Source organism: Pseudocolwellia agarivorans, from assembly GCF_002000085.1.
Taxonomy (GTDB): domain Bacteria; phylum Pseudomonadota; class Gammaproteobacteria; order Enterobacterales; family Alteromonadaceae; genus Pseudocolwellia; species Pseudocolwellia agarivorans.
Window position 1 is genome coordinate 541,474 of the sequence record NZ_MUZU01000002.1, and the last position, 24,337, is coordinate 565,810.

21 protein-coding genes are annotated in these 24,337 nt (G+C 36.4%); 12 read left to right on the top strand and 9 right to left on the bottom strand.

The window, feature by feature from the left end; all coding sequences use genetic code 11:
• The first annotated feature begins 154 nt into the window (after positions 1-154).
• Together cysZ and B0X80_RS05380 are read left to right on the top strand one after the other, a co-directional pair.
• A complete protein-coding gene (gene cysZ / locus B0X80_RS05375) occupies positions 155-904 on the top strand; it encodes a sulfate transporter CysZ (protein WP_077338759.1) in 750 nt (249 codons plus the stop codon).
• A 93-nt stretch (positions 905-997) separates the two neighbouring features.
• The gene (locus B0X80_RS05380; protein ID WP_077338760.1) at positions 998-1,372 is read left to right on the top strand and encodes a hypothetical protein; all 375 of its coding nucleotides are present in this window, start codon (positions 998-1,000) and stop codon (positions 1,370-1,372) included.
• Between the two features lie 83 nt (positions 1,373-1,455).
• Here B0X80_RS05380 and B0X80_RS05385 read toward each other — a convergent pair whose 3' ends face one another.
• On the bottom strand, positions 1,456-3,300 hold the full coding sequence (locus B0X80_RS05385; protein WP_077338865.1) for a M1 family metallopeptidase: 1,845 nt from the start codon (positions 3,298-3,300) through the stop codon (positions 1,456-1,458).
• A 132-nt stretch (positions 3,301-3,432) separates the two neighbouring features.
• On the bottom strand, positions 3,433-4,299 hold the full coding sequence (locus B0X80_RS05390; protein ID WP_077338761.1) for a flagellar protein MotY: 867 nt from the start codon (positions 4,297-4,299) through the stop codon (positions 3,433-3,435).
• Positions 4,300-4,476: 177 nt separating this feature from the next.
• On the opposite strand from B0X80_RS05390, the gene rnt reads away from it, so the two are divergent.
• The gene (rnt, locus tag B0X80_RS05395; protein WP_077338762.1) at positions 4,477-5,142 is read left to right on the top strand and encodes a ribonuclease T; all 666 of its coding nucleotides are present in this window, start codon (positions 4,477-4,479) and stop codon (positions 5,140-5,142) included.
• Positions 5,143-5,254: 112 nt separating this feature from the next.
• On the opposite strand, the gene rpsO is transcribed toward rnt, so the two are convergent.
• The 6 genes from rpsO to rimP form a co-directional block, all read right to left on the bottom strand.
• Positions 5,255-5,524, bottom strand: a complete 270-nt coding sequence (gene rpsO / locus B0X80_RS05400) for a 30S ribosomal protein S15 (protein ID WP_076418899.1) — start codon at positions 5,522-5,524, stop codon at positions 5,255-5,257.
• Between the two features lie 418 nt (positions 5,525-5,942).
• Positions 5,943-6,899: a tRNA pseudouridine(55) synthase TruB gene (gene truB, locus B0X80_RS05405; protein ID WP_077338763.1), complete on the bottom strand. Its 957-nt coding sequence runs from the start codon at positions 6,897-6,899 to the stop codon at positions 5,943-5,945.
• A gap of 26 nt (positions 6,900-6,925) precedes the next feature.
• Positions 6,926-7,339 carry a 30S ribosome-binding factor RbfA gene (gene rbfA / locus B0X80_RS05410; protein ID WP_076418897.1) on the bottom strand — a complete coding sequence of 138 codons (414 nt, stop codon included), beginning with the start codon at positions 7,337-7,339 and terminating at the stop codon, positions 6,926-6,928.
• A gap of 106 nt (positions 7,340-7,445) precedes the next feature.
• Positions 7,446-10,124 carry a translation initiation factor IF-2 gene (infB, locus tag B0X80_RS05415; protein ID WP_077338764.1) on the bottom strand — a complete coding sequence of 893 codons (2,679 nt, stop codon included), beginning with the start codon at positions 10,122-10,124 and terminating at the stop codon, positions 7,446-7,448.
• Between the two features lie 22 nt (positions 10,125-10,146).
• A complete protein-coding gene (gene nusA, locus B0X80_RS05420; protein ID WP_077338765.1) occupies positions 10,147-11,643 on the bottom strand; it encodes a transcription termination factor NusA in 1,497 nt (498 codons plus the stop codon).
• 43 nt (positions 11,644-11,686) lie between these two features.
• Positions 11,687-12,142, bottom strand: a complete 456-nt coding sequence (gene rimP, locus B0X80_RS05425) for a ribosome maturation factor RimP (protein ID WP_077338766.1) — start codon at positions 12,140-12,142, stop codon at positions 11,687-11,689.
• A gap of 462 nt (positions 12,143-12,604) precedes the next feature.
• Between rimP and B0X80_RS05430 the strand changes: the two genes are divergently transcribed.
• The 9 genes from B0X80_RS05430 (at position 12,605) to B0X80_RS05470 (ending at position 22,021) form a co-directional block, all read left to right on the top strand.
• Positions 12,605-14,503 carry an EAL domain-containing protein gene (locus tag B0X80_RS05430; protein WP_077338767.1) on the top strand — a complete coding sequence of 633 codons (1,899 nt, stop codon included), beginning with the start codon at positions 12,605-12,607 and terminating at the stop codon, positions 14,501-14,503.
• Between the two features lie 250 nt (positions 14,504-14,753).
• Positions 14,754-15,335 (top strand): electron transport complex subunit RsxA, encoded by a 582-nt coding sequence (gene rsxA / locus B0X80_RS05435; RefSeq protein ID WP_076419737.1) that lies wholly within the window; start codon positions 14,754-14,756, stop codon positions 15,333-15,335.
• Positions 15,335-15,889: an electron transport complex subunit RsxB gene (gene rsxB, locus B0X80_RS05440; protein ID WP_077338768.1), complete on the top strand. Its 555-nt coding sequence runs from the start codon at positions 15,335-15,337 to the stop codon at positions 15,887-15,889. The genes rsxA and rsxB overlap by 1 nt, the downstream gene beginning before the upstream one ends.
• A gap of 8 nt (positions 15,890-15,897) precedes the next feature.
• Positions 15,898-18,465 (top strand): electron transport complex subunit RsxC, encoded by a 2,568-nt coding sequence (gene rsxC, locus B0X80_RS05445; RefSeq protein WP_077338769.1) that lies wholly within the window; start codon positions 15,898-15,900, stop codon positions 18,463-18,465.
• A gap of 3 nt (positions 18,466-18,468) precedes the next feature.
• Positions 18,469-19,551 carry an electron transport complex subunit RsxD gene (gene rsxD / locus B0X80_RS05450; RefSeq protein WP_077338770.1) on the top strand — a complete coding sequence of 361 codons (1,083 nt, stop codon included), beginning with the start codon at positions 18,469-18,471 and terminating at the stop codon, positions 19,549-19,551.
• Positions 19,544-20,194, top strand: coding sequence for an electron transport complex subunit RsxG (gene rsxG / locus B0X80_RS05455; RefSeq protein WP_077338771.1), 651 nt, complete (start codon positions 19,544-19,546; stop codon positions 20,192-20,194). Before rsxD ends, rsxG begins: the two co-directional genes overlap by 8 nt.
• Positions 20,191-20,898, top strand: coding sequence for an electron transport complex subunit E (locus B0X80_RS05460; protein WP_077338772.1), 708 nt, complete (start codon positions 20,191-20,193; stop codon positions 20,896-20,898). Before rsxG ends, B0X80_RS05460 begins: the two co-directional genes overlap by 4 nt.
• 32 nt (positions 20,899-20,930) lie before the next feature.
• Positions 20,931-21,590, top strand: coding sequence for an endonuclease III (nth, locus tag B0X80_RS05465; RefSeq protein ID WP_077338773.1), 660 nt, complete (start codon positions 20,931-20,933; stop codon positions 21,588-21,590).
• An 11-nt stretch (positions 21,591-21,601) separates the two neighbouring features.
• Complete coding sequence (locus tag B0X80_RS05470) at positions 21,602-22,021, top strand: VOC family protein (protein WP_077338774.1); 420 nt, start codon at positions 21,602-21,604, stop codon at positions 22,019-22,021.
• Positions 22,022-22,121: 100 nt separating this feature from the next.
• Here B0X80_RS05470 and B0X80_RS05475 read toward each other — a convergent pair whose 3' ends face one another.
• Entirely contained in the window at positions 22,122-24,182 is a 2,061-nt protein-coding gene (locus B0X80_RS05475; RefSeq protein WP_077338775.1) for a fused MFS/spermidine synthase, read from the bottom strand.
• Positions 24,183-24,337: the final 155 nt, after the last annotated feature.

Below are 24,337 nucleotides of genomic sequence, written 5' to 3' on the forward strand. Positions count from 1 at the left end.
TGATGATAAGATAAACGATTTGCTCGCACCCTATTATAAGCCGCTAACTTTACCAGATGTTGATGTGCTTTGTAACAATTCAATACTGTAATTTTAAAGCCGTTCAACATATAATCGACTCTGTAATATCAAACAGTTAGGTAAATTAAAAACAATGCAACATAATACATCTTCAACACAAAATACCAGTGGCGCTGGGTATTTTTTTAAAGGTTTTGACCTTATTCAACAAAAAGGCATTAAACGATTTGTTTTTGTTCCGTTATTTATCAATTTAATTTTATTCGGCGTAGCTTTTTATTACCTTTATTTGCAACTCGATCATTACATGGCAATGTTTACCCAGTGGTTACCTAGTTGGTTAACTTGGCTTAGCACGGTTTTGTGGCCTTTTGTTTTAATTGCCGTTGTGGTGCTGTTTTCTTTTATATTTAGTACGGCAGCAAACTGGTTGGCTGCGCCTTTTAATGGTTTATTATCAGAAAAAGTTGAAGCAATGTTAACAGGTGAACCAACCCCTGATGGTGGTTTTAGCGATATTATTAAAGATATTCCTCGTACTGTAGGCCGAGAGTGGACCAAGCTTTGTTATTACGTACCTAGAGCGCTAGGATTTCTTTTAATCATGTTTATTTTACCCGTTATAGGGCAAGTTATTTGGTTTATTTTTGTTGCTTGGATGATGGCTGTTCAATACAAAGATTACCCTTTTGATAATCATAAAATATCATTCACTGAAATGAAAAATGCACTTAAAGAAAAACAAGGTCTTAGTTATGGCTTTGGCTTTACTGTGGCTATTTTTTCAATGCTTCCTGTAGTCAATTTAATTGTAATGCCTGTTGCCATTTGTGGAGCAACTAACCTTTGGGTTGATCATTATAGAAAATCATTTATACGTTAATTAAAAGTAAGTAAAAGCTATATATCTGCACTCGCTTAGCCAAAACAAACATGCTATAACTCGTTATATTCATATTTCATATAGGGAAATGCTGTGACTAAAAACACCAAAAGATCACTGTTATCTTCAATATTCTGTTCTACCTTATATTCAGCATTGTTAAGTGCCACACTGATAAGTACAAGCGCAAATGCTACAGATACTGAAAAAGTAACGATTGAAGTAATGAACGACGCTAAAATTTTCGCACAATTTGACGATGAAATTCCCGCCGTTATTAATTATTTCACCAAAAGTAATGAAACGAGTATTGTGGATTTTTATGAAGAAAAATATGGCCAAGCCATTTCATCTAACAGAAAAAAAGGCCGTTTAGAAAAATCATTTATAAAAGATAACTACAATATAAAGATTATTATTTCTGAGCAAAATAATTTTAGACAAGTTGATGTGTTAGTCACTAAATAACGCAGATATAATATTCAACCCCTAGTATACAAAAGGAGCTTAATGCTCCTTTTTTAGTTAATAGTTTTGTCTGATAGCTATTTTCAATCAAACAATGCGTCAATCGTTCCCTGCGCTAAGCCATGGTATCCAGGCCTTGCTTGTTTATATACTTTTAAAGCCCAGTCTTTTCCTTCTTTCGTGGTAACAAGCTCTTTATATAACGGCACAATAAGTTTGCGTCGGCCTATAGATTTTAAGTAAGTCGCCATTTGCGGATAAACATGTTTATAACCCACTTTAATTGATAATAAGTACCAAGCATGGGCAATTTCAGCATTCGTACTTACGGTTAAATTAAAACGGTTATCTAGTGTACTCATGAATGATTCATTAATATCTAATGGTAAGTTATTAATGAAATGAAGCCACTCGTGTAACGTCCACTGTGTTGTATTAACTTCATCTAAACTAATACTTTTTGATAGTAATTCATTTGTTAAATTATCAATAACGTTGAAAGCATTAGAGGTTGGCTTAGGTGAAACACTCGGTAAACCTTGTCCATAAATCCATTCGTTCAATACTTTATCAGAAACTATATCAGGGTATTTATGTGTTAAGTTTTCTTTTAAATACACTATAAAGTTTTCAGTACCTAAGCTTTGAAAAGCATGGCTATTGAAATAGTCGAGCATGAATATATCAAACTTATCTCGACCAAATTTTTCTTCCAAATACATTAAAAACAACTGACCTTTTACATAAGGTACACCTGAAAATGCATCATCGGGGTCGCGTCCTTTCAAATCAATATAAAGCTGTGTATCACCAGGTGCTAATACCGAGATTTCATCATTCAAACCTTGAGCGCCCAAAGCTTGCTCCATAACGGCACGATCTACACCAAAAACAGATTCCATAATGCGATTTTCAACATAGCTGGTAAAACCTTCGTTTAACCATAAATCTCTCCAACTTTCATTAGTGACTAAGTTACCAGACCAAGAATGAGCTAACTCATGCGCAATAAGATTTACTAAACTTTTGTCGCCCGCAATAACGGTAGGAGTAATAAAGGATAAACGTGGGTTTTCCATACCGCCAAAAGGAAAGCTCGGTGGTAGAATAAGTAAATCGTATCTACCCCAGCGATAAGGCCCAAATAATTTTTCTGTTTCATCAATCATTGCTTGTGTGTCATCAAACTCAGCAACAGCCGCATCCAATATAGACGCTTCAGCATAAATACCCGTTTGCTTACTCATGGCTTTAAACTGTAAATCACCGACTCCTATTGCAATTAAGTAAGAAGGAATAGCTTGTGGCATTGAAAAGAAATAATCACCATCACGTTCTGTATCAGGTTCATTGTTAGCACTCATTACCGCAACTAAGTCTTTATCGGTTGTAATTCGTGCCGTGTAGGTAGATCTTACCGTGGGTGTATCTTGAATAGGTATCCATGATCGCGCGTGAATGGCTTGGTTTTGACTGAATAAAAAAGGTTTATTTTTACCTGCTGTTTGTTCGGGTAGCAACCACTGTAATCCCGAAGCTTTTTCCGTTGAGTGGTAATATACACGTACTTTTTTTGCTTTAAATTGAGGTTTAATGGTTAGCTTAGCACCAAGAACATCATCTCGCTTTGCTAACATATGTTGCACTTTTACCCAGTTACCTGAGTTATTTTGTGCCATAACACGTTTAATAATTAAATCACGAGTATCTAAATAAATGGGCTGTAAATCATCAGATAGCCATTTTAGCGATAACTCAGCAAACCCTTTAAGTGATTTTTCTTCAAAATCAACAGCTAAGTCTAAATAAATATGGGTTGTAGTGACTTGATCATAGTTGGCATAAGTATATGCGTCTTTAAGTTGAGCATTAACAGCACAAGACAAAGTAACGAAGAAGAAAGTGATAATTTTTAATACGTATTTCATTATATAAACATCCATAAAAAATAGACCTTTAGATTAAGATAACCTAAAGGCCTATTCAACTTAAATGCTTAAATTCGAGATACTTTGCTGGGTAAACGAGACGTTTAACTTGTATCACTCGTAATTAATACGTTAGGGTTTATCCATTCTAATTACTACTCGTCTATTCTTTTCACGCCCTATTATGGTGTCATTTGAAGCTACATGACGCTTTTCACCATAACCTTTTGCTTCTATTCGACTAGGATCAATACCAGTTTTAACAAATTGCTCTCTAATAGTTTGCGCGCGTCGTTTAGACATTTCATAGTTAGCATTTCTAGGTCCGTAGCTATCGGTATATCCATCAATGAGTACTAACTCTAGCTCTGTATCTAAACTTAAATATTCAGCAATCATGGCTAATTTACGTTTAGATGATTTAGTTAAATTGTCACTTCCAAATTGATAATTTAATACCGTATAAGAAATATCATCAAAACTATAGTTGAGTAAATTACCAACACAATTAACAAATTTTTGATAAGCTCGTTGAAATTTAGCGGTTGATAAACCAACAGATATTTTTTCATCGCTTCGGTACCAATCGTTATAATAAAAGGTTGGGCTCATACCTTGATCTAATTCATTCAACATAGTCCAAGCGACTTTTTTAGGTAAACTTGGCGCAAATTGTTTATGTAATTTCATATCAGCCAAAGTATAACCTGCAATACCCGGTCGCCATTTAGGCGCAACAGAACGAACTTCTGCTAACGAGTAGTTATCAGGTAAGCGCATCATGTCTAATTCAAATTCTAAATTAGATTTACGATTAGCTTTACTGTAAAACTTGGCTTCGCCGTAATTGGGAATATTATGGGAAAGTGTACACTCTAAACGTGATTCGTTAGATAATTGCCACTTAGAGTTATCTAAGTTAGCCACATACTGCCTCATACCTGCATTTGCATTGCAAACAGATACTAATAAAACAACGGGTAGAAGATATTTTTTCATAATCAATTACATTTTAGTTTCAATGACAGTAACTATATCGACAAACATTTGAATAACTTTAACACCAATTGATAAAATTAAAGGATAAAAGTAAAAAACGCTCAGTTCTCCGTACTTATTTTAGCTATTTTCTGAGATAATTGTTATTAATTATCAAAATAAATAAGACTTTTTTGTATGACAGATCTTAATTCATCTACGGCTGATTCAGCTGAAAATGGAAAAACACTTTTTGCTCAACGTTTTAGAGGTTATTTCCCTGTAGTTGTAGATGTTGAAACTGCTGGATTCAATGCACAAACAGATGCTCTACTTGAAATAGCGGCAACAACCCTTTCCCTTGATGAAGACGGTAATTTTTCTTTAGATAAAACCATACATTTTAATGTTGACCCTTTTGAAGGTGCTAATTTAGAAAAAGCAGCTTTAGAATTTACAGGTATTGATCCAACAAACCCATTAAGAGGCGCTGTAGATGAAGAAACCGCGTTAAAAGCGATATTTAAATTAATTCGTAAAAAGATGAAAGCTGTAGGGTGCCAACGTGCGGTTATGGTTGCACATAACGCTTCGTTTGATTTAGGTTTTGTGAATGCAGCAACACAAAGGTGCTTAATTAAACGCTCTCCGTTTCATCCTTTTGTTAGTTTTGATACTACAACACTTTCAGGTTTAGTATTAGGACAAACGGTATTAGCTAAAGCTTGTATAGCAGCCAATATAGATTTTAATAACAATGAAGCTCATTCGGCATTATATGACACAGAAAAAACAGCTGAACTGTTTTGCCATATTGTGAATAAATGGAAGCAACTCGGTGGCTGGCCTTTAATAGAAGAGTAATTTTTTTATTCTCTTTAATTATTAATCTTTAATGATATCACTAAAGATTAATAATTAATTTATCCCATAAAAAAAGGAGCCATAAGGCTCCTCTTTCCAAATAAATCTAATCTTAACGACGTAGACCTAATTTACCGATTAAAGCAGTATAACGTTCAACGTTTTTGCCTTTTAAGTAATCAAGTAATTTACGACGTTGGCTTACCATACGTAATAAACCACGACGTGAATGGTGGTCATGGATGTGCTCTTTAAAGTGACCTTGAAGATGGTTGATTTGAGTAGTTAACAAAGCAACTTGTACTTCTGGTGAACCTGTATCACCTTCTTTTTGAGCATATTCAGCAACAATTGCTGCTTTTTCTGTAGCGTTTAAAGACATAATATTTCCTTAGTGTGTTTACTTAAACCGAGTATGGAATAAGTAAGTAAAATTCTCATCCTGCCAAACACTAATTCAGCTAAGACGACAAAAGAGCGCGTATTCTATCAGTAAAGTGTGCGATTGCAACTGTTTACTGCGGATCATTAGTTATATTTATAATTTGCCTCACTACCACTATAAAAATAAAACCTTTAACAATATGGATATTGGTTGTTATTTCTCTTATCGTAAATTCAATATCCATTTTTTCATGATCTATAAACTCTTTCGCTGCAACATAAAGCACATTATCTGCTTATCATGAAATTACGGGGAAACGATTAACAGCACTAAAAAAAATAGGGAGTCTGATTAAAGACTCCCTATAAGTAATTTAAGTTGCTCTGTCTGAGATATAATATTAAAGCTGTAAAAATTAGCCGTTTGAATTTGGGGCAACAACAATGCGCTTAGGTGCTACTCTACCTTCATCATCAATGAAGCCTACGCCAATAAATTCACCGTCAACTTCATTGTCACCAATAAACACTTGTACCATTCCTTCAGCTGGCGCATTAGAAGTTTGTACAGGATTACCATGCCTTAAATAATGAGCTGACATATCATCAACAAAAACAGCAGGTATCCCATCACAAGCCGTTGTCATGGGTAATAACAAAGGGTCAAGCAATGTAGAAGGAGAAACTTCATCCGCCTCTGCTTGCGCTAATAAGGCTTCAAGTTGCTCCATAGTAACCATTCTATTCTTAGGATAATTACCAACCGCACTTCTTCTTAAGTGAGCGACATGAGCACCACAGCCTAATAACTCACCTAAATCATCTACAATCGTTCTAATATAAGTACCTTTAGATACATGAATAGATAAATCAACTTCATCATCTTCAAAACGTAAAAGCTCTAAATTAAAAACCGTAATGTCTCTTGATTCTCGAGGAACTTCTATTCCTTCTCTCGCATATTTATATAAAGGCTGACCTTGATATTTAAGCGCTGAATACATAGAAGGAATTTGCTGAGTTGTACCTCTGAACGAGTCCAGTGCTTTGTTAAGTTCATCGGCACTTACATTCACTTCTTTCTCTGAAACAACTTCACCATCAGCATCACTGGTTGTGGTTCTAAAACCTAACTTAGCGGTAACTTCATAGGTTTTATCTGTATCTAACAAAAACTGAGAAAACTTAGTTCCTTCACCTAAACAAATAGGTAGCATACCTGTAGCTAACGGGTCTAAAGCACCTGTATGTCCTGCTTTTTGAGCAAAATAAATACGCTTAACTTTTTGTAATGCGTTGTTAGATGACATTTCATAAGGCTTATCCAGCAATAAAACACCATTTATTGCTCTGCCCTTTCTCTTCTTGGCCATTAAGTTATTACCTTAAAATGCTAGCTTTACTCTTTATCATCTTCAAGATCTGTAGATTCTACTGACTCATCGTCCATTAAATGCTTATCGCTTGCTACAGCTTTATCAACCAAAGAGCTCATACGCACACCTTCAGCCATAGATTGATCATAAACAAAGCGTAAATGAGGCATAATTCTAGCTCTCAATTTCTTTGCAAGTAATGAACGAATAAAGCCAGCAGCATCGTTTAATACTTCAACAGAGCTTTTAATTTCTGATTCTTCATTTGTAAAAAAAGTAACAAAAATTTTTGCATAAGCTAAATCTCTCGTTACTTCTACTGCTGAAACCGTTGTCATACTTAAACGAGGGTCTTTAACTTCTCTCATCAATATAGTTGCGATTTCTTTTTGAATTTCTTGTCCGACTCTATCGGTACGAGCAAATTCTCTTGCCATCTTAATTACCTATTATTTAAAACAGCTTGCCATGGCTTACTGTTCTTTAAAAACATAAAAGGGCTAATACAAGATTAGCCCTAGTTTCATGTAGTATATTGTTTAATTAAAGTGTACGTTGAACTTCAACTGTTTCAAATACTTCAATTTGGTCACCCACACGAACATCATTATAGTTCTTAACACCGATACCACATTCTGTACCGTTACGAACTTCTTGTACGTCGTCTTTAAAGCGACGAAGTGATTCTAATTCACCTTCGTAAATTACAACGTTTTCACGAAGTACACGAATAGGAGCTGAACGTTTAATAAGACCTTCAGTTACCATACAACCAGCAATCGCGCCGATTTTAGGTGATTTAAATACGTCACGTACTTGTGCAAGACCAATGATTTCTTGTTTGAATTCAGGGGCAAGCATACCGCTCATTGCTTGTTTAACTTCTTCAATCAATGCATAGATAACGCTGTAGTAACGTAAATCAATCTTTTCAGACTCAATCACTTTACGAGCAGCGGCATCAGCACGAACGTTGAAGCCAACAACTATAGCATTTGATGCTGCAGCAAGTGTTGCATCTGTTTCAGTAATTCCACCAACACCTGAACCAATAATTTTAACTTTAACTTCATCAGTTGAAAGCTTAGTTAATGAATCAGAAATTGCTTCAAGTGAACCTTGTACATCAGACTTCAATACAACGTTAACTTCAGAAACATCACCTTCAGCCATGTTAGCAAACATGTTTTCAAGTTTAGACTTCTGTTGACGCGCTAATTTAACATCACGGAATTTACCTTGACGATAAAGAGCAACTTCACGTGCTTTTTTCTCATCTTTAACAACTGTCGCTTCATCACCAGATTGTGGTACACCACTTAATCCTAATATTTCTACAGGTATTGAAGGACCAGCTGATTGAATTGGCTTACCGTTTTCATCGCGCATTGCACGAACACGACCGTATTCTAAACCACATAATACGATATCGCCTTGGTTCAAAGTACCTTCCTGAACAAGAACAGTAGCAACTGGGCCACGACCTTTATCAAGTTTAGATTCAACAACAACACCATGAGCCATTTTATCGACTACTGCAGTAAGTTCTAATACTTCAGACTGAAGTAAAACAGCATCAAGTAATTCATCAATACCTAAACCTGTTTTTGCAGATACATGACAGAATTGAACGTCTCCGCCCCACTCTTCAGAAAGCACGTCGTGTTGTGATAATTCACTTTTAACACGTTCTGGATCTGCGCCTTCTTTATCCATTTTGTTTACAGCAATAATAATTGGAGCATCAGATGCTTTAGCATGTTGAATAGCTTCAACTGTTTGTGGCATAACACCATCGTCTGCTGCAACAACAATAATTACGATATCTGTAGCTTTAGCACCACGAGAACGCATTGCAGTAAACGCCGCATGACCTGGAGTATCTAGGAATGTGATCATTCCATGTCCAGTTTCTACATGGTAAGCACCAATATGCTGTGTAATACCACCCGCTTCGCCATCAGCAACTTTTGCTTCACGAATGTGATCAAGTAATGATGTTTTACCGTGGTCAACATGACCCATGATAGTAACAACTGGAGCACGAGTGATTGACTCACCAGAATCACCACGGTCAGATAGTACCGCTTCTTCAAGTGCGTTTTCTTTAACAAGAACCACTTCACGACCCATCTCTTCAGCAACAAGTGCAGCAGTTTCTTGGTCAATCACTTGGTTAATGGTTGCCATAGCACCCATTTTAAACATTGCTTTAACAACTTCAGCGCCTTTAACAGACATTTTATTTGCTAATTCAGCAACTGAAATAGTTTCACCAATGCGAACTTCATTCAGTTTAGTTTCAGCTGGTTTAGTAAAACCATGCTTTAAACTTTGAGGAGCTGATAATGTTTGCTTACCACGAGCCGCACGACCGCCCCTAGCATTACGATCTTGTGGACCATTCTTTTTCTTACGACGACGACGACCGCCTTCATCAGCTGAATCACTTTTATCTTCAGCTTCTTGAGCATATTTAGACGACGTTAAATGTACCACTTCTTTTTCTTTTGCTTTACGCTCAGCTTCTTCGGCTTTCCAACGAGCTTCATTTTCTTCAGCAAGTTTTTTAGCCGCTTCAGCCGCTGCTTTAGCTTCTTCTTCGGCTTTAGCTGTAGCTTCTGCCTCTTGAATTAAACGAAGTTTTTTGGCTTCATCACTTTCTGCTGGTTTAACTGGAGCTTTAACTTCATCAATATTTTTAGCTTTAGCTACGGCAGCAGCTTTGGCTTTTGCCTCTGCTTCTTCTTTAGCTTTAGCTTTTGCTTCACGTTCAACTTCTAATTTGGCCGCAGCTGCAGCTCGTGCATTTTCAGCTTCTTTAGCGTCTGCAATTGCTTTAGCATTCGCAGCTTCTTCAGCTTTAATACGAGCTTCTTCTTGTGCTTTTGCTTCTTCTTCAGCAATTTGTTGTTCTTCTAACTCACTACGCTTAACGTAAGTACGTTTTTTACGAACTTCAACATTTACTGATTTAGCTTTACTACCATGCCCAAGAACTAAAGTTGATTTAGTTTTACGGTTTAGTGTCATTTTACTAGGCTGTGTTGATGATTCATCACCATGTTGCTTTTTCAAATGTTCTAATAATTTTTCTTTTTCATCTTGCGAAACAGAATCGGTTACCGACTTTTGAACACCAGAGTCAGCTAATTGACTAACTAAGCGTTCCACCGGTGTACCGATTTCTTTGGCAAGCTCTTGTACTGTTACATCTGCCATCTATAATTTTCTCCCGGTGTTATTATTCTTCATTAAACCAACAAATATTGCGGGCAGCCATAATTAGCTCGCCTGCTTTGGTTTCATCTAATTCTTCAATATCTGATATTTCATCAACACCTTGTTCAGCAAGATCTTCTAAGGTAATTACACCTCTACTTGCTAAAACAAATGCTAAATGACGTTCTAAACCTTCAAGATTTAATAAGTCTTCAGCAGGTTCAGCACCTTCAAGTGTTTCTTCACTTGCCAATGCTTGTGTTGTTAATGCTTCTTTAGCTCTTGCACGAAGCTCTTCAACAATATCTTCGTCCATACCATCGATTTGTAACATTTCAGATGTTGGAACATAAGCAATCTCTTCAAGTGAAGTAAAACCTTCTTCACATAATAATGTTGCAAAATCTTCATCAAGATCTAATTTGTCTGTAAACAGTGATAATACTTTATCGTTTTCTGCTTGATGTTTTTCATTCATCGCAGCAACTGTCATCACATTCAATTCCCAACCCGTTAACTGGCTAGCTAAACGAACGTTTTGACCACTTCTACCAATAGCCATGGCTAAATTGTCATCTTCAACAGCAATGTCCATCGTGTTTTTATCTTCGTCAACAATAATTGATGCAACTTCAGCGGGTGCCATTGCATTAATTACGTATTGTGCTGGATTATCATCATATAAAACGATATCAACACGTTCGCCGCCTAATTCACTAGAAACGGCTTGTACACGAGAACCTCGCATACCAACACATGCACCAACAGGGTCAATACGCTTGTCGTTACTTTTTACTGAAATTTTTGCGCGAGAACCTGGATCACGAGCTGCGCCCTTAATCTCAAGCATTTCTTCGCCAATTTCAGGAACTTCAACTCTAAATAGCTCTATAAGCATTTCAGGTTTAGTTCTACTAACAAACAACTGTGCGCCACGTGCTTCAGGTTTAATTTCGTATAATAAGCCACGAATACGATCACCTGGACGGAAGGTTTCACGTGGTAACATGTCATCACGGTATATAATGGCTTCAGCATTACTACCTAAATCTAAAATAACACTATCACGACTGGCCTTTTTAACGACACCCGTAATAATTTCACCAACTTGGTCTTGATATGCATCAACAATAAGTCCGCGCTCTGCCTCGCGAATTTTTTGAACAATAACTTGTTTAGCTGTTTGAGTCGTTACACGATCGAATGTAACAGACTCTATTTGCTCTTCAATGTAATCGCCAATTTGAATATCAGGTTGATCATACTGGGCAGCATCAAATGTGATTTCTGCATATGGATTTTCCATTTGCTCTTCACTCGGAGCTATAACTAACCAGCGACGGAATGTATCAAACTCTCCAGTTATACGGTCGATACTCACTCGAACAACAATATCACCTTCATATTTCTTTTTTGTGGCTGTTTCTAAAGCGGTTTCCATCGCTTCAAAAATACTTTCACGCGGTAATGCTTTTTCATTTGAAACAGCATCGACAACTAGTAATATTTCCTTACTCATGCTACTTAGCCTTAATTATTTAAAATAAATCTAAAAATTATCATTAAAATTTAGGAACAAGGTTTGCTTTATCAATATTGCTAAAAACAAGCTCGTAATCCTGACCATCAACTACCACTATTAATATATCGTTATCGATAGCTTCAAGTTTGCCTTTAAACTTACGGCGACCGTTTAAAGGCATTGATAATTTAACTGTTATGGTTTCACCAATTACCGCTTGAAATTGCTCTAAATCAAATAGAGGTTTATCCAAACCAGGTGAAGACACTTCTAAGTTATATTCTGAACTAATTGGATCTTCTACATCCAATATCGCACTAACTTGACGACTAACTTCTGCGCAATCATCAACGTTTATGCCATTTTCATGGTCTATAAATAAACGTAAAACTGAATTATTACCTGCACTTATAAATTCAATGCCTAGTAACTCTTTACCAACACCTTCTACGGCAGGCCTTAACATTTCAGTTAATTTTTGATCAAACTTAGCCAATCATTTTCTCCAGAAACAAAAAAAGGGCATTAAGCCCATTATCAAAACTATTCATACGTGTGAATAACGTAACAACAATCATTCACACACAAAAAAGCCCCTAACGAGGGGCCTATATTCACTAACCCTCTGTATTGATAAATAAAAAATATATTCATCATAAGTACAACAGTTAATATTTATTGATATCATTCAAATAAATATTTAGTGACAACTGCTACACTAAAAGCTGGGAAGAATTATATATTTCCTAGCGTCTAAGCGCAAGGGCTTTACAAGTATGGATAAAAAAAACAACAAATAAAAAAATACCACATTAAATTTTTGATGCTAACATGAATAAAAAACACTCAAAAAATTAAACATTTGTAATATATCTCAATAGTATATTTTCTTGCTATATGATATATATAGCACGTAAAATCATTTAACATTTGTTCTTTTGGAGCTAACAAATTTATTATGTATACTTTTTCTCAATTATTGCTACGGAATTGCATATTAGGAATTGTTTTTTCTTTAATTGTTGTACTCTTCTCAATATTAACCACATCAAAATATTTACAAGAAATACAAAACAATCATGCATCTATAATTAAAGCAAACTCAACTTTATTGTTAAATGATGAGTTACAGCAAAATAAAAACGATTTAATGGAGCAAGTTTTTATAAGATCGTTACATTCAAATTATAAGTACACATTACTAAAAATAACCAAAAACTCAGATACAAGTGTATATAACTCTTCAAATCCTATCAAAACATTTGTATTACCTTACACTTTACCTAAAGTTAATAAGTTAACCGTAGAGAACAATCTAACTATTATTTATCAGCTTGATTTTAGTAATGAATCATCACTCATTATAAAAATACTTTCTTTAGTGTTAGGTTTAACTTTTATCTTTATATTCATTGCTAGTTTATTAAGCTCGCACAGCTACAAAGCACTTTTAAAGAAATTATGTGATGATTTAAAAACAGCAATAGAAAGTGACTTTTCAGAAAATGAAACCTTAAAAAATAAAGCTCCAGCTGAATTTACTCAAATATTTACTGAACTAAAAAAATTAGTTAATACTCATCATTTAAGTACAACAGCCCTTGAAGAAAAAGCGTTTTTAGAACCTATTACAAAATTAAGTAATCGTAGCCGTTTTGTTCAATATTTTGAAAATCAAATAAGCGGAGATAAATCAATTAAATTTGGCGTGTTATCAATTACACGATGCTCAGAGCTACAAACAATAAACCAAATTCATGGTTACAATGCTGGTGACACCTATATATGTGGTGTAGCAGAAATAATGAAAGGGTTAATAGCTAAGTACCAAGGAGCGCAACTTTTTAGACTAAACAGCTCTGACTTTGCAACTATAATCCCCAACAGTACAATGAATAATGCTGAAAATTATGCAAAACAATTAACTGAAAAATTCAACTCATACCAACAAGTTTCTGATTTAGATTCTGTTGCATTTACAGGATTAGTTTCTTTTCAAAAAGACAAACCCTTAGGCGAGTTATTAGCCTTAGCGGATACAGGGATCAGCATAGCTCAAACCCAACATAAAAACTCTTGGCATGCACAAACTGATACAGATATTTTAGAAAGTGCCAGTGCTAGTTATGGTAATCAAAACTGGCGTCAAGAGATTGATAACGTAATAGAAAATCAAAGAATCACTTTACTTGTACAAAACATTAAGCCGTCTAACCGAAATGTTAAAGTTTACGGTGAAATACTAGCAAGATTCTTAAATTCAAATGAAGAAATGTTACCTACGGCTTCTTTTGTTGCTATGGCAGAAAAACTCGATAAGATTGTAGCTATAGACAAAATGATCATCGAAAAAGTTATTTCTGAAATAACCAATAAAAACCTTACGAGTTCTTCTTATGGAATTAACGTAAGTACACGCAGTATTCACGATGAACACTTCTTAATTTGGTTAGAAAGAAGATTACTCAGAGATTCATCAATTGCTTCAAGGCTTATTTTTGAAATAACAGAATACGGATTACAACAAAACATTAAAACCAGCAAACGCTTTATCGATATGATCCACAGAGCTGGTTCTAAAGTAACAGTTGAGCGTTTTGGTGTTGGGTTAACATCATTTAAATTCTTTAAAGATTTAAAACCTGACTTTATTAAAATGGACAGTACCTATACACGTGATATTGATGAAGATAAAAACAATCAATACTTTTTACGTTTAATGGTAGATTTAGCGCATAGATTAAGCATCTCAGTATTAGCTGAAAGTGTTGAAGGACAAGAAGAAAAATTTGCCCTAGAAAAGCTCTTTGTAGATGGTTGCCAAGGGTTTTATATAGGTAAGCCTTTACCTTTGTAAAGTTTTTATACATTACCTCGCTGCGATGCTCTTTACTTAAAATAACATTGCAGCTCTATTCAAACTATAAAAACATCTCTCTTAAATATTAAAACCAACTTATCCCTACATAATTGCTCGCAATATAAACAATTACTTAAAATGGCCCATAAACTTTCCAAATTGATGAATAACCCTACAATCAAGCGGTTGTTTCTTTTGGTATAAAAACGGATAATATCCACCATAAATTTACCAATGTAATCATTAAATGTCTGAATATCTCTTATTATTAGTCGGTACTGTGTTAGTGAATAACTTTGTACTCGTAAAATTTTTAGGATTATGCCCTTTCATGGGAGTTTCATCTCGTACTGAAACTGCTGTTGGCATGGCCTATGCGACGACATTTGTAATGACATTAGCTTCATTACTCAGTTACCTTGTTAATACCTATATTTTAGCGCCACTAGGGTTAGAGTATTTAACTACAATGGCTTTCATATTAGTGATTGCTGTTGTCGTACAATTTACCGAGATGGTAGTACATAAAACGAGTGCCAATTTATATCGCCTTTTAGGTATATTCCTCCCCCTTATTACCACTAACTGTGCTGTATTAGGTGTTGCTTTACTTAACTTGTATGAACAACACAACTTCTTTGAATCTATAATCTACGGTTTTGGTGCCGCTGCAGGTTTTTCATTAGTACTGATTATGTTTTCTGCTATGCGAGAAAAATTAGCCAATGCCGATATTCCTGCTCCATTTAAAGGTTCAGCAATAGCAATGATCACAGCGGGCTTAATGTCATTAGCCTTTATGGGATTTACAGGATTGGTGAAGTTTTAATGTCTATCGTTATCGCAATTCTTGTTATCGGTTTTATTGCCCTATTATTTGGTGCTTTGCTCGGCTATGCCTCAATTCGATTTAAAGTTGAAGGTGATCCACTCGCAGAACAAATAGATGACCTACTGCCACAAACACAATGTGGCCAATGTGGCTACCCAGGTTGTAAGCCCTACGCAGATGCTGTAGCAAATGGTGAAGCCATTAATAAATGTGCACCAGGTGGCGAAGAAACTATCAAAAAAATAGCTGAATTAATGGGTGTCGAAGTACAAGCATTAGATGAAAACCATGCAACCGACAACACACCAAAAGTAGCCTTCATTATTGAAGAAGACTGCATAGGTTGTACTAAATGCATACAAGCGTGTCCAGTAGATGCCATTATCGGTACCACCAAACAAATGCATACCGTTATTGTAGATGAATGCACTGGTTGTGATCTATGTGTTGCACCTTGTCCCGTTGATTGTATTGAAATGCGACCGATTGAAACAACGAAACAAAGTTGGCAGTGGGATTTAAATAGCATACCTGTAACACAAGTTGATTAGGAAAATACGTGAATTCTATTATTAACCGAATTGATAAAAACCAATTTTGGAAATTCCATGGTGGCATTCACCCACCTGAACAAAAGTTTATCACTGAAAACAAACCTATTCGTACTTTGCCTTTACCAAAAGAGCTCATTCTTCCACTGCAACAACATATTGGTCAAGCAGGTGAGTTAATCGTATCTGTAGGCGATAAAGTGTTAAAAGGTCAAGTATTAACAGCTAGTAATCATCCAATGGCTGTACCTATTCACGCTCCAACAAGTGGCACTATTACAGCAATTAAAGATGCAACTATTGCCCACCCTTCGGCGTTACAAGAACCTTGTTTATTCTTAGCGCCTGATGGCAACGACACATGGCAACAGCGCAATATTTGCACTGATTATCATAAACTCAGTCGTTTCGAACTATTAGAAAAAATAGCGAATGCAGGCATAGCAGGTATGGGCGGTGCAGGCTTCCCTACTCATATCAAAGCTAACAGCTCAGCTGCTCATTCTAAGAGAATAGAGTTTTTAATCATTAATGCTGCTGAATGTGAACCTTATATAACAGCAGACGATTTACTGATCAGAGAACAAAGCCCAACAATAATTGATGGCATCAATATTCTTCATCAACTCATTAATCCTGAATATGTATTAATTGGTATAGAAGACAACAAACCTGAAGCCATTAAAACACTACAAAATGCGACTAAAGATCTCGAACATATAAGAGTTTGTGTTATTCCCACCAAATACCCTTCTGGCGGAGAAAAACAACTTATTCAAATATTAACAGGTAAAGAAATACCCAGCGGATTTTTACCGAGTTCTCAAGGTATTATCATGCAAAACATAGCAACCTGCTATGCTATTGCTGATGCCGTAATTAACGATATTCCGTTAATTAAACGAGTCACTACGGTTACAGGTTTAGGTTTAAATAAACCTCAAAACGTATGGGCTTTACTAGGAACCCCTGTTAACTATTTACTTGAGCAATGTGAATACCAACCGCAAAGTAATAAACAACGCGTTATTATGGGCGGCCCTATGATGGGGTTTACTTTACCGTCAGGCAATGTACCCGTTGTAAAAATAACAAACTGTGTACTTGCACCAAGTGAAAAAGAAATTGCTGCTGAAAATACAGAAGTTGAATGTATACGCTGCGGACAATGTGCCGATGTATGCCCTGCCCAGCTTCTTCCGCAAGAACTCCAGTGGAGCGCAAAAGCTAAAGATCACGAGCAACTAGAAACCCTTAACTTATTTGACTGTATAGAATGTGGTGCTTGCGCTTACGTATGCCCTAGTTACATTCCGCTAGTACATTACTATCGCATTGGTAAAGCTGAAATACGTGAACAAAAACAGCTTGAAATAAAAGCAGAAAAAGCAAAAATAAGATTTGAAGCGCGTAAGCTAAGATTAGAACGAGACAAAAAAGCGCGAGAAGAAAAACAACGTAAAGCCGCTGAAGCCCGTAAAGCAAGAATGAATTCAGGCACTCCTGAAGCCAAAAATGAAATGTCGGCGGTTGCTGCAGCTTTAGCACGTGTAAAAGCTAAAAAAGCACAAACTACAGATACTGCAACGACAACTCCTCAAGAGCAGGCAGTAGAAGCCTCAGAAAAACCTAAAAACCCACAAATTGCAGCTGCGATCGCTCGTGCTAAAGCAAAAAAATTAGCCAACCAAAATAACTTTGATACTGAAAATCCAGCTAAAATTAAAGATAAACAAGACAATCAGACAGACAATAAAACAGAAAGTAAACCTGCTTTAGAGGTGTCTCCAGAAGATAAAAAAGCAAAAGTAGCAGCAACTATCGCAAAAGCAAAAGCTAAAAAACTTGCGAAAGAAAATACAGCTAAAGAAACTCCCTCTACGGTAACTGAAGAAAGTGATGCTCCTGCTGCTGAAACAGTAAAAGTACCTGACGTTGTTGAAACACCTAAATTGACCGAAGCTACCGTTGCAAACGAAGACGATAAAAAAGCAAAAATCGCAGCAACTATCGCCAAAGCAAAAGCTAAAAAACTTGCGAAAGAAAATACAGCTAAAGAAACTCCCTCTACGGTAACTGAAGAAAGTGATGCTCCTGCTGCTGAAACAGTGAAAACACCTGACGTTGTTGAAACACCTAAAGTGACCGAAGCAAACGTTAAAAACGTAGACGATAAAAAAGCAAAAATCGCAGCAACTATTGCCAAAGCAAAAGCTAAAAAACTAGCGAAAGAAAATACAGCTAAAGAAGTCCCTTCTACGGTAACTGAAGAAAGTGATGTTCCTGCTACTGATACATCAAAAGCTGCAAACACCCAGAAAGTAGCTGAAACAGTGAAAGCACCTGAAATTATTGAAACACCTAAAGTGACCGATGCTACCGTTGCAAACGAAGACGATAAAAAAGCTAAAATAGCACAAGCTGTAGCGAAAGCCAGAGCAAAAAAAGAAGTTACAACACCAACAGACAGTAAAGATACAAGTAAAAATACGATAGCAGAAGAGAAGAAAAAAAGAATTGCTGAAGCAGTCGCTAAAGCAAAAGCCAAAAAACAACAACGTTCAGAGTTAACTTAAATTATGGCCTTTTGGATCGCAAGCTCGCCGCATAACCATTTAAAAAATAAAACATCTGCTTTAATGAGGTTGGTAATTTACGCCACCATCCCAGGTATTTTGGCGCAATGGTACTTTTTTGGTTGGGGTAACTTAATTCATATTTCATTAGCTATTGCGAGCGCATTAGTTGCTGAGTTTTTTATTTTATCCTTAAGAGAAAAGAAAATTCCTGAACAAATTTTCGATGGTAGTGCCATTTTAACTGCCATACTTTTAGGTATTAGCTTACCCGCATTAGCGCCATGGTGGATATCTATTTTAGGTGCAGCATTTGCCATTATTATTGTAAAACAGCTATACGGCGGCTTGGGTCATAATCCATTCAACCCAGCTATGGCAGGCTATGTCATGCTACTTATATCATTCCCTGTTCAAATGACATCGTGGCAACCGCCATTACAGTTAATGGCAATCGACTTAAGTGCATTTGACACGCTCTCAGTTATTTTTACCAGCTACACCACAGACGGTTACTCAGTTGAACAATTAAAAAGACACATAGACGGTTACACCATGGCAACCCCGTTAGATACCGTTAAAACCAATTTAACCTTAGGTTTAACCATTGCTGAAAGCATGGACAGCGCCGTTATAGGTAAAAACTTTGGTATAGGCTGGGAATGGGTAAATGCTGGCTTTTTACTGGGTGGCTTGTTTTTAATATTTAAAAAAGCCATTGATTGGATCACCCCTTTTAGCTTTCTATTTAGCCTATTTTTATTTTCATTCATCGCCTTCATGTATAGCCCTGACAGCAATGCTTCAACCATGTTTCATTGGTTTAATGGTGCTTGTATGCTGGGCGCATTCTTTATTCTTACCGACCCAGTCTCGGGCGCTACCAGTAATAAAGGAAGAATGATTTTTGGTGCTTTAGCTGCCTTACTTGTATTTATTATCAGAAAATATGGTGGTTACCCTGAAGCTATGGCTTTCGCTGTGTTACTTTGTAATATGTCTGCGCCTTTAATCGATCAATACACACGTCCTCGCACATACGGACATAAAAAAACGCAGAATGCTCAGGATAAAACTAATGCGTAAAGCTATTCAAAAAAATGCTAATGTGCTTGCCATATTCGCTATCGTTTGTACCGCTGTTGTCGGCATAGTCCACTCATTAACTAAAGATGAAATTGAGTTACAAAAACAACAGCAATTACTCAAAACGCTATCACAAGTTATTGACCCTGCAACATATAACAACGAAATAATTAACGATTGTATTATGTTCAGCCAAACAGGTTCTGATAAAGCAGCTAAGTCAAAAAATCAAACACCTCATGCTGCTTATATTGCAACTTATAATGATTCCCCCGTTGCTATGGCAATAACCGCCACAGCACCCGACGGATACAACGGAAATATTGATATTATTGTTGGTATTAAAACGAGTGGTGTTGTGAGTGGCGTTAGGGTACTAGATCATAACGAGACCCCCGGTTTAGGTGACAAAATAGAACTTAAAAGAAACTCTTGGATCACAACATTTACCGACAAAAAGATTAATGGCAATCCAGATCCTCGCTGGAAAGTTGCTAAAGATGGCGGCATGTTCGACCAATTTACAGGTGCAACCATAACACCAAGAGCCGTAGTAAAAGCTGTACATAACACAGTGGCTTATTTTAACGAAAACAAAGAAACGTTATTCGCTCAACCGAGAAATTGTGGAGATATTGAATGACAAACGGCGCAGAATACAAAGAACTCGCATGGCAAGGTTTATGGAAAAACAACCCCGGCCTCGTTCAACTATTAGGCTTATGTCCGTTATTAGCCGTAACCTCAACAGTCACCAATGCGTTAGGTTTAGGTATAGCAACGCTATTCGTATTAATCTGTTCAAACGCGACGGTTTCATTAGTACGTAAATGGGTTCCTAAAGAAGTTCGCATTCCTATTTTTGTATTAATTATCGCCTCGTTCGTTACTTGTGTTCAGTTATTAATGAACGCATATACCTTCGTGCTCTATCAATCGTTAGGTATTTTTCTTCCGTTAATCGTAACTAACTGTGCCATTATCGGCCGTGCAGAAGCATACGCCTCTAAAAACCCCGTTAAACAAGCCACCTTTGACGGCTTAATGATGGGCTTAGGTTTTCTACTGGTTTTATTTGTATTAGGCGCAGTAAGAGAAGTGCTCGGTCAAGGTACTTTATTTGACGGCGCACACTTATTATTAGGCGAATGGGCTCATATATTACGCATAGAAGTATATAACCTTGATAACCAATTTTTACTTGCTGTACTTCCCCCAGGAGCATTTATTGCCATGGGGTTATTTATCGCACTGAAAAACTTTATTGATAATAAAATTGCCGAAAGCGCACCTAAAAAAGAAGCTAAATCAATCGAGCGTGTACGCGTAAATTTTGATGCGAGTTAATAAATAAAAAACAAAGTAGTAGAAGCTGAAATATGAATAAAGAATCACGAATAGAAATGCTGACAAGATTAAGAGATAACAATCCTAATCCTACCACCGAGCTAAATTTTAGCACTCCGTTCGAGCTATTAATTGCCGTGCTTCTTTCAGCTCAGTCAACTGATGTTGGCGTAAATAAAGCGACCGATAAACTGTATCCTGTAGCTAATACCCCACAAGCGATCCTCGACCTTGGTTTAGACGGTTTAAAGTCTTACATAAAAACCATTGGTTTATTTAACACCAAAGCCGTAAACACCATGAAAACCTGCCAAATGTTGGTAGACTTACATGGCGGCGAAGTACCTGAAAGCCGAGCAGCTTTAGAAGCCCTACCCGGTGTTGGTAGAAAAACAGCAAACGTCGTGTTAAATACAGCCTTTGGTCAATTAAAAGACAACGAAGGTAACTACTTCATTGCAGTAGATACCCACATTCAACGTTTAGCTAATCGCACAGGTTACGCTAAAGGTAAAACCGTAGAAGAAACAGAAAAAAGTATTGTAAAAAATACCCCAAGAAAAACGGAGTTTTTCTTTAACTTACATCACTGGTTTATTCTTCATGGACGATACACATGCGTAGCAAGAAAACCCAAATGCGGCTCTTGCATTATCGAAGACTTATGCGATTTTAAAGAAAAAACGGAGTAACAATACCTATTATGAAATTTCTACACAGCATGGTTCGAGTGAACGACCTAGACGCTTCACTAAAATTTTACGTTGATTTACTCGGTTTAGTTGAAACCAAGCGCATTGACGTACCTGAAGGTAAATTCACACTAATTTACTTAGCTACGGCAATAGGTGAACCTGAAGTAGAGCTCACGCACAACTGGGGTTCAACTGAAGAATACAGCATAGGCAGAAACTTTGGCCATTTAGCCTTTGAAGTAGATAACATTTACGACTTTTGCCAAAAGGTCCTTGATGCTGGAGTTACAGTTAACAGACCACCACGTTGCGGACACATGGCTTTTATTAAATCGCCTGATAACATTTCAATTGAATTACTACAAAAAGGTGAAGCACTTCCGCCTCAAGAACCTTGGTTAAGTATGGAAAACACGGGGAGTTGGTAACCTCCTGCTTTATAATATCAATGACTTAATAGCTTTATAAACGATAAAGCTATTAAGTTAACTCCTTATCCTTATACTAAACACTTATATTCAAGCAACGTTACTTCAACACCGATAACAAATTACTGTAATTATCAGTCCATACCAATTCGTTTGCATTCGGCCATTGTGACTGTAAGCGTTTCACCTTCGTATTTCTTATAAACGACTTATTATTTGTTACCACAACCCATTCTGTTTGAGTAACCTCTTTCTCCGTCGCTTTGGTTTTAAAATACAGGGCTGAATAGTTACTATTTTTAGCAAGCCCTTTTACTAATGCCGTTAAATCTAAATGACTATTAGATACATGAATCGCTAATACTCCATCCGCTTTTAAATGCTTAAAGTACAGTTCAAACGCTTCGGTTGTTAGTAAATGCGCAGGTACTGAATCGCCAGAAAAAGCATCAATCACCAATACATCAAAATTATTAATGGTTCCGTTATCTAGCTCTTTTTGCAGCGTTACACGGCCATCACCTAAAACTACTTCGACATTCGCCCTACTCTGTTCAATATACGTAAAGTATTGTCGCGCCATGCGTTCAACGTTTGGGTTTAGTTCGTAAAAGGTATAATTATCGCCTCTACGTCCGTAAGTGGCTAATGTGCCAGCGCCTAGGCCAACTAATCCTACATTCATAGTAGGTGTTAAAAACAAATGCTGAAGTGCTAGTGCTACGCCTGTATTTTCACGGTAGTAACTCATTGGGATATGGGCTAGGTTTTCGTTTTGCGATTGTGTGCCGTGCGAGGTTGTCCCATCAATTAATCGGCGTTCAACAATGCCGTTAACTTCAACGTCTTTCACACTTAAAATACCGTAAAAATTTCGACTGAGTTCTACGGTATTTTCTTTAAATTGTTGATTCAGCGATACAAAGCCCACCACAAGTAAAATAGCAAAAACACCACAAGAGCTAGCAATAAGTGTTGTGAATTTTTCAGCCTTATTATTCGAAAAGCTTTTCAATATATAAGTACACAAACCCAGTAATATAAATACCGCCACTAAGGCGATGGGAAACTCTAAAAACTGAGTGAAAAATCGTTGCGCAACAAAAGCAACAAAGGCGCTACCTAAAAAACCACCCAACGACATATTTAAATAGAATAAGGTTAGTCTGTCGGTAGACGGTTTTAGCTTAACTAATTCACCATGACAGATCATACAAGACGACAATAAAATCCCCGAATAAATAAGTACTTGAGATAAAATATCGAACTGAGATCCGATAAAAAACATAAGTAAACCAGCAAATGAACTCAGTACAAATAAAATGTACCAATACCAACGCACGTACCATTTAGGGCTATGAAAACTAATAATAAAAGTTAATAAATATAAACTTAGTGGAAGTATCCATAAAAAAGGAACTGGCGGAATGTTTTGTGTCATCGCATTGGTAATAGACACTAATAAAATAACACCTACAGCAGATAAGGCCAGCCATAATAACCAATCAAGTTTAAAGGCTTTTATATGAGTAACATCAGCTTCTTCGCTACTTTCTTGTAACGGGGAAACACCCGACACTAACCTGAATAATTGCACGCAAAAAGCGATAAGCAATACCACTAATAAAATGTAACCCGCCGACCAATACATCAACTGATTAGGTAAGCTAAATAATGGTTCAAATATAAACGGGTAACTCAATAACGCCAGCAAAGAACCTATATTAGAAAGGGAATACAGCTTATAAGGGGTAAAATCAGCTTTAGTGGCATACACATAACTTAACCATTTTTGTACTAGCGGACCGGTAGACGAAAGTAAAAAATAAGGCACGCCAATAGACAACACTAACAACTGTAAAATATCGCTTAAAGGAGCTAATTGATTAAACTCGCTAAGTTGTTTTAGCCCTATCGGCATAAAAAACAAACTGGTAAATAAGGCTACTGCATGAATTGATACTTGAATCGACAAGCTTCTACATTTAGAAAGTATGTGTGCGTATAAATACCCTAACAATAAAAAGGCTTGAAAAAACAATAAACAAGCTGTCCAAATAGCCGCACCACCACCAAATAATGGCAATATTAATTTAGCTATAAGGGGCTGAACTTGAAAGAGTAAAAAAGCACTTAAAAATATAATGAATAAATACAACATGGCTTAACTTTCTAATGTTTGATTTTTGAATTTAAAGTAAAGAAGAAATAAAAAGCCTAATGGACATTAGGCTTTAAATATTGAACCTGTTAAAAATTACTCGCCCCAAATATCTTTAGGTTTAAGCTTTAACACTTTACGCTCTGGTTCAGGTT

Excerpts from the sequence above, each read along its gene's own strand:
- cysZ (WP_077338759.1), top strand. The coding sequence starts at position 155 with ATGCAACATAATACATCTTCAACACAAAATACCAGTGGCGCTGGGTAT.
- B0X80_RS05385 (WP_077338865.1), bottom strand. The coding sequence starts at position 3,300 with ATGAAATACGTATTAAAAATTATCACTTTCTTCTTCGTTACTTTGTCT.
- B0X80_RS05390 (WP_077338761.1), bottom strand. The coding sequence starts at position 4,299 with ATGAAAAAATATCTTCTACCCGTTGTTTTATTAGTATCTGTTTGCAAT.
- rnt (WP_077338762.1), top strand. The coding sequence starts at position 4,477 with ATGACAGATCTTAATTCATCTACGGCTGATTCAGCTGAAAATGGAAAA.
- rpsO (WP_076418899.1), bottom strand. The coding sequence starts at position 5,524 with ATGTCTTTAAACGCTACAGAAAAAGCAGCAATTGTTGCTGAATATGCT.
- truB (WP_077338763.1), bottom strand. The coding sequence starts at position 6,899 with ATGGCCAAGAAGAGAAAGGGCAGAGCAATAAATGGTGTTTTATTGCTG.
- rbfA (WP_076418897.1), bottom strand. The coding sequence starts at position 7,339 with ATGGCAAGAGAATTTGCTCGTACCGATAGAGTCGGACAAGAAATTCAA.
- infB (WP_077338764.1), bottom strand. The coding sequence starts at position 10,124 with ATGGCAGATGTAACAGTACAAGAGCTTGCCAAAGAAATCGGTACACCG.
- nusA (WP_077338765.1), bottom strand. The coding sequence starts at position 11,643 with ATGAGTAAGGAAATATTACTAGTTGTCGATGCTGTTTCAAATGAAAAA.
- B0X80_RS05430 (WP_077338767.1), top strand. The coding sequence starts at position 12,605 with ATGTATACTTTTTCTCAATTATTGCTACGGAATTGCATATTAGGAATT.
- rsxA (WP_076419737.1), top strand. The coding sequence starts at position 14,754 with ATGTCTGAATATCTCTTATTATTAGTCGGTACTGTGTTAGTGAATAAC.
- rsxB (WP_077338768.1), top strand. The coding sequence starts at position 15,335 with ATGTCTATCGTTATCGCAATTCTTGTTATCGGTTTTATTGCCCTATTA.
- rsxD (WP_077338770.1), top strand. The coding sequence starts at position 18,469 with ATGGCCTTTTGGATCGCAAGCTCGCCGCATAACCATTTAAAAAATAAA.
- rsxG (WP_077338771.1), top strand. The coding sequence starts at position 19,544 with ATGCGTAAAGCTATTCAAAAAAATGCTAATGTGCTTGCCATATTCGCT.
- B0X80_RS05460 (WP_077338772.1), top strand. The coding sequence starts at position 20,191 with ATGACAAACGGCGCAGAATACAAAGAACTCGCATGGCAAGGTTTATGG.
- nth (WP_077338773.1), top strand. The coding sequence starts at position 20,931 with ATGAATAAAGAATCACGAATAGAAATGCTGACAAGATTAAGAGATAAC.
- B0X80_RS05470 (WP_077338774.1), top strand. The coding sequence starts at position 21,602 with ATGAAATTTCTACACAGCATGGTTCGAGTGAACGACCTAGACGCTTCA.
- B0X80_RS05475 (WP_077338775.1), bottom strand. The coding sequence starts at position 24,182 with ATGTTGTATTTATTCATTATATTTTTAAGTGCTTTTTTACTCTTTCAA.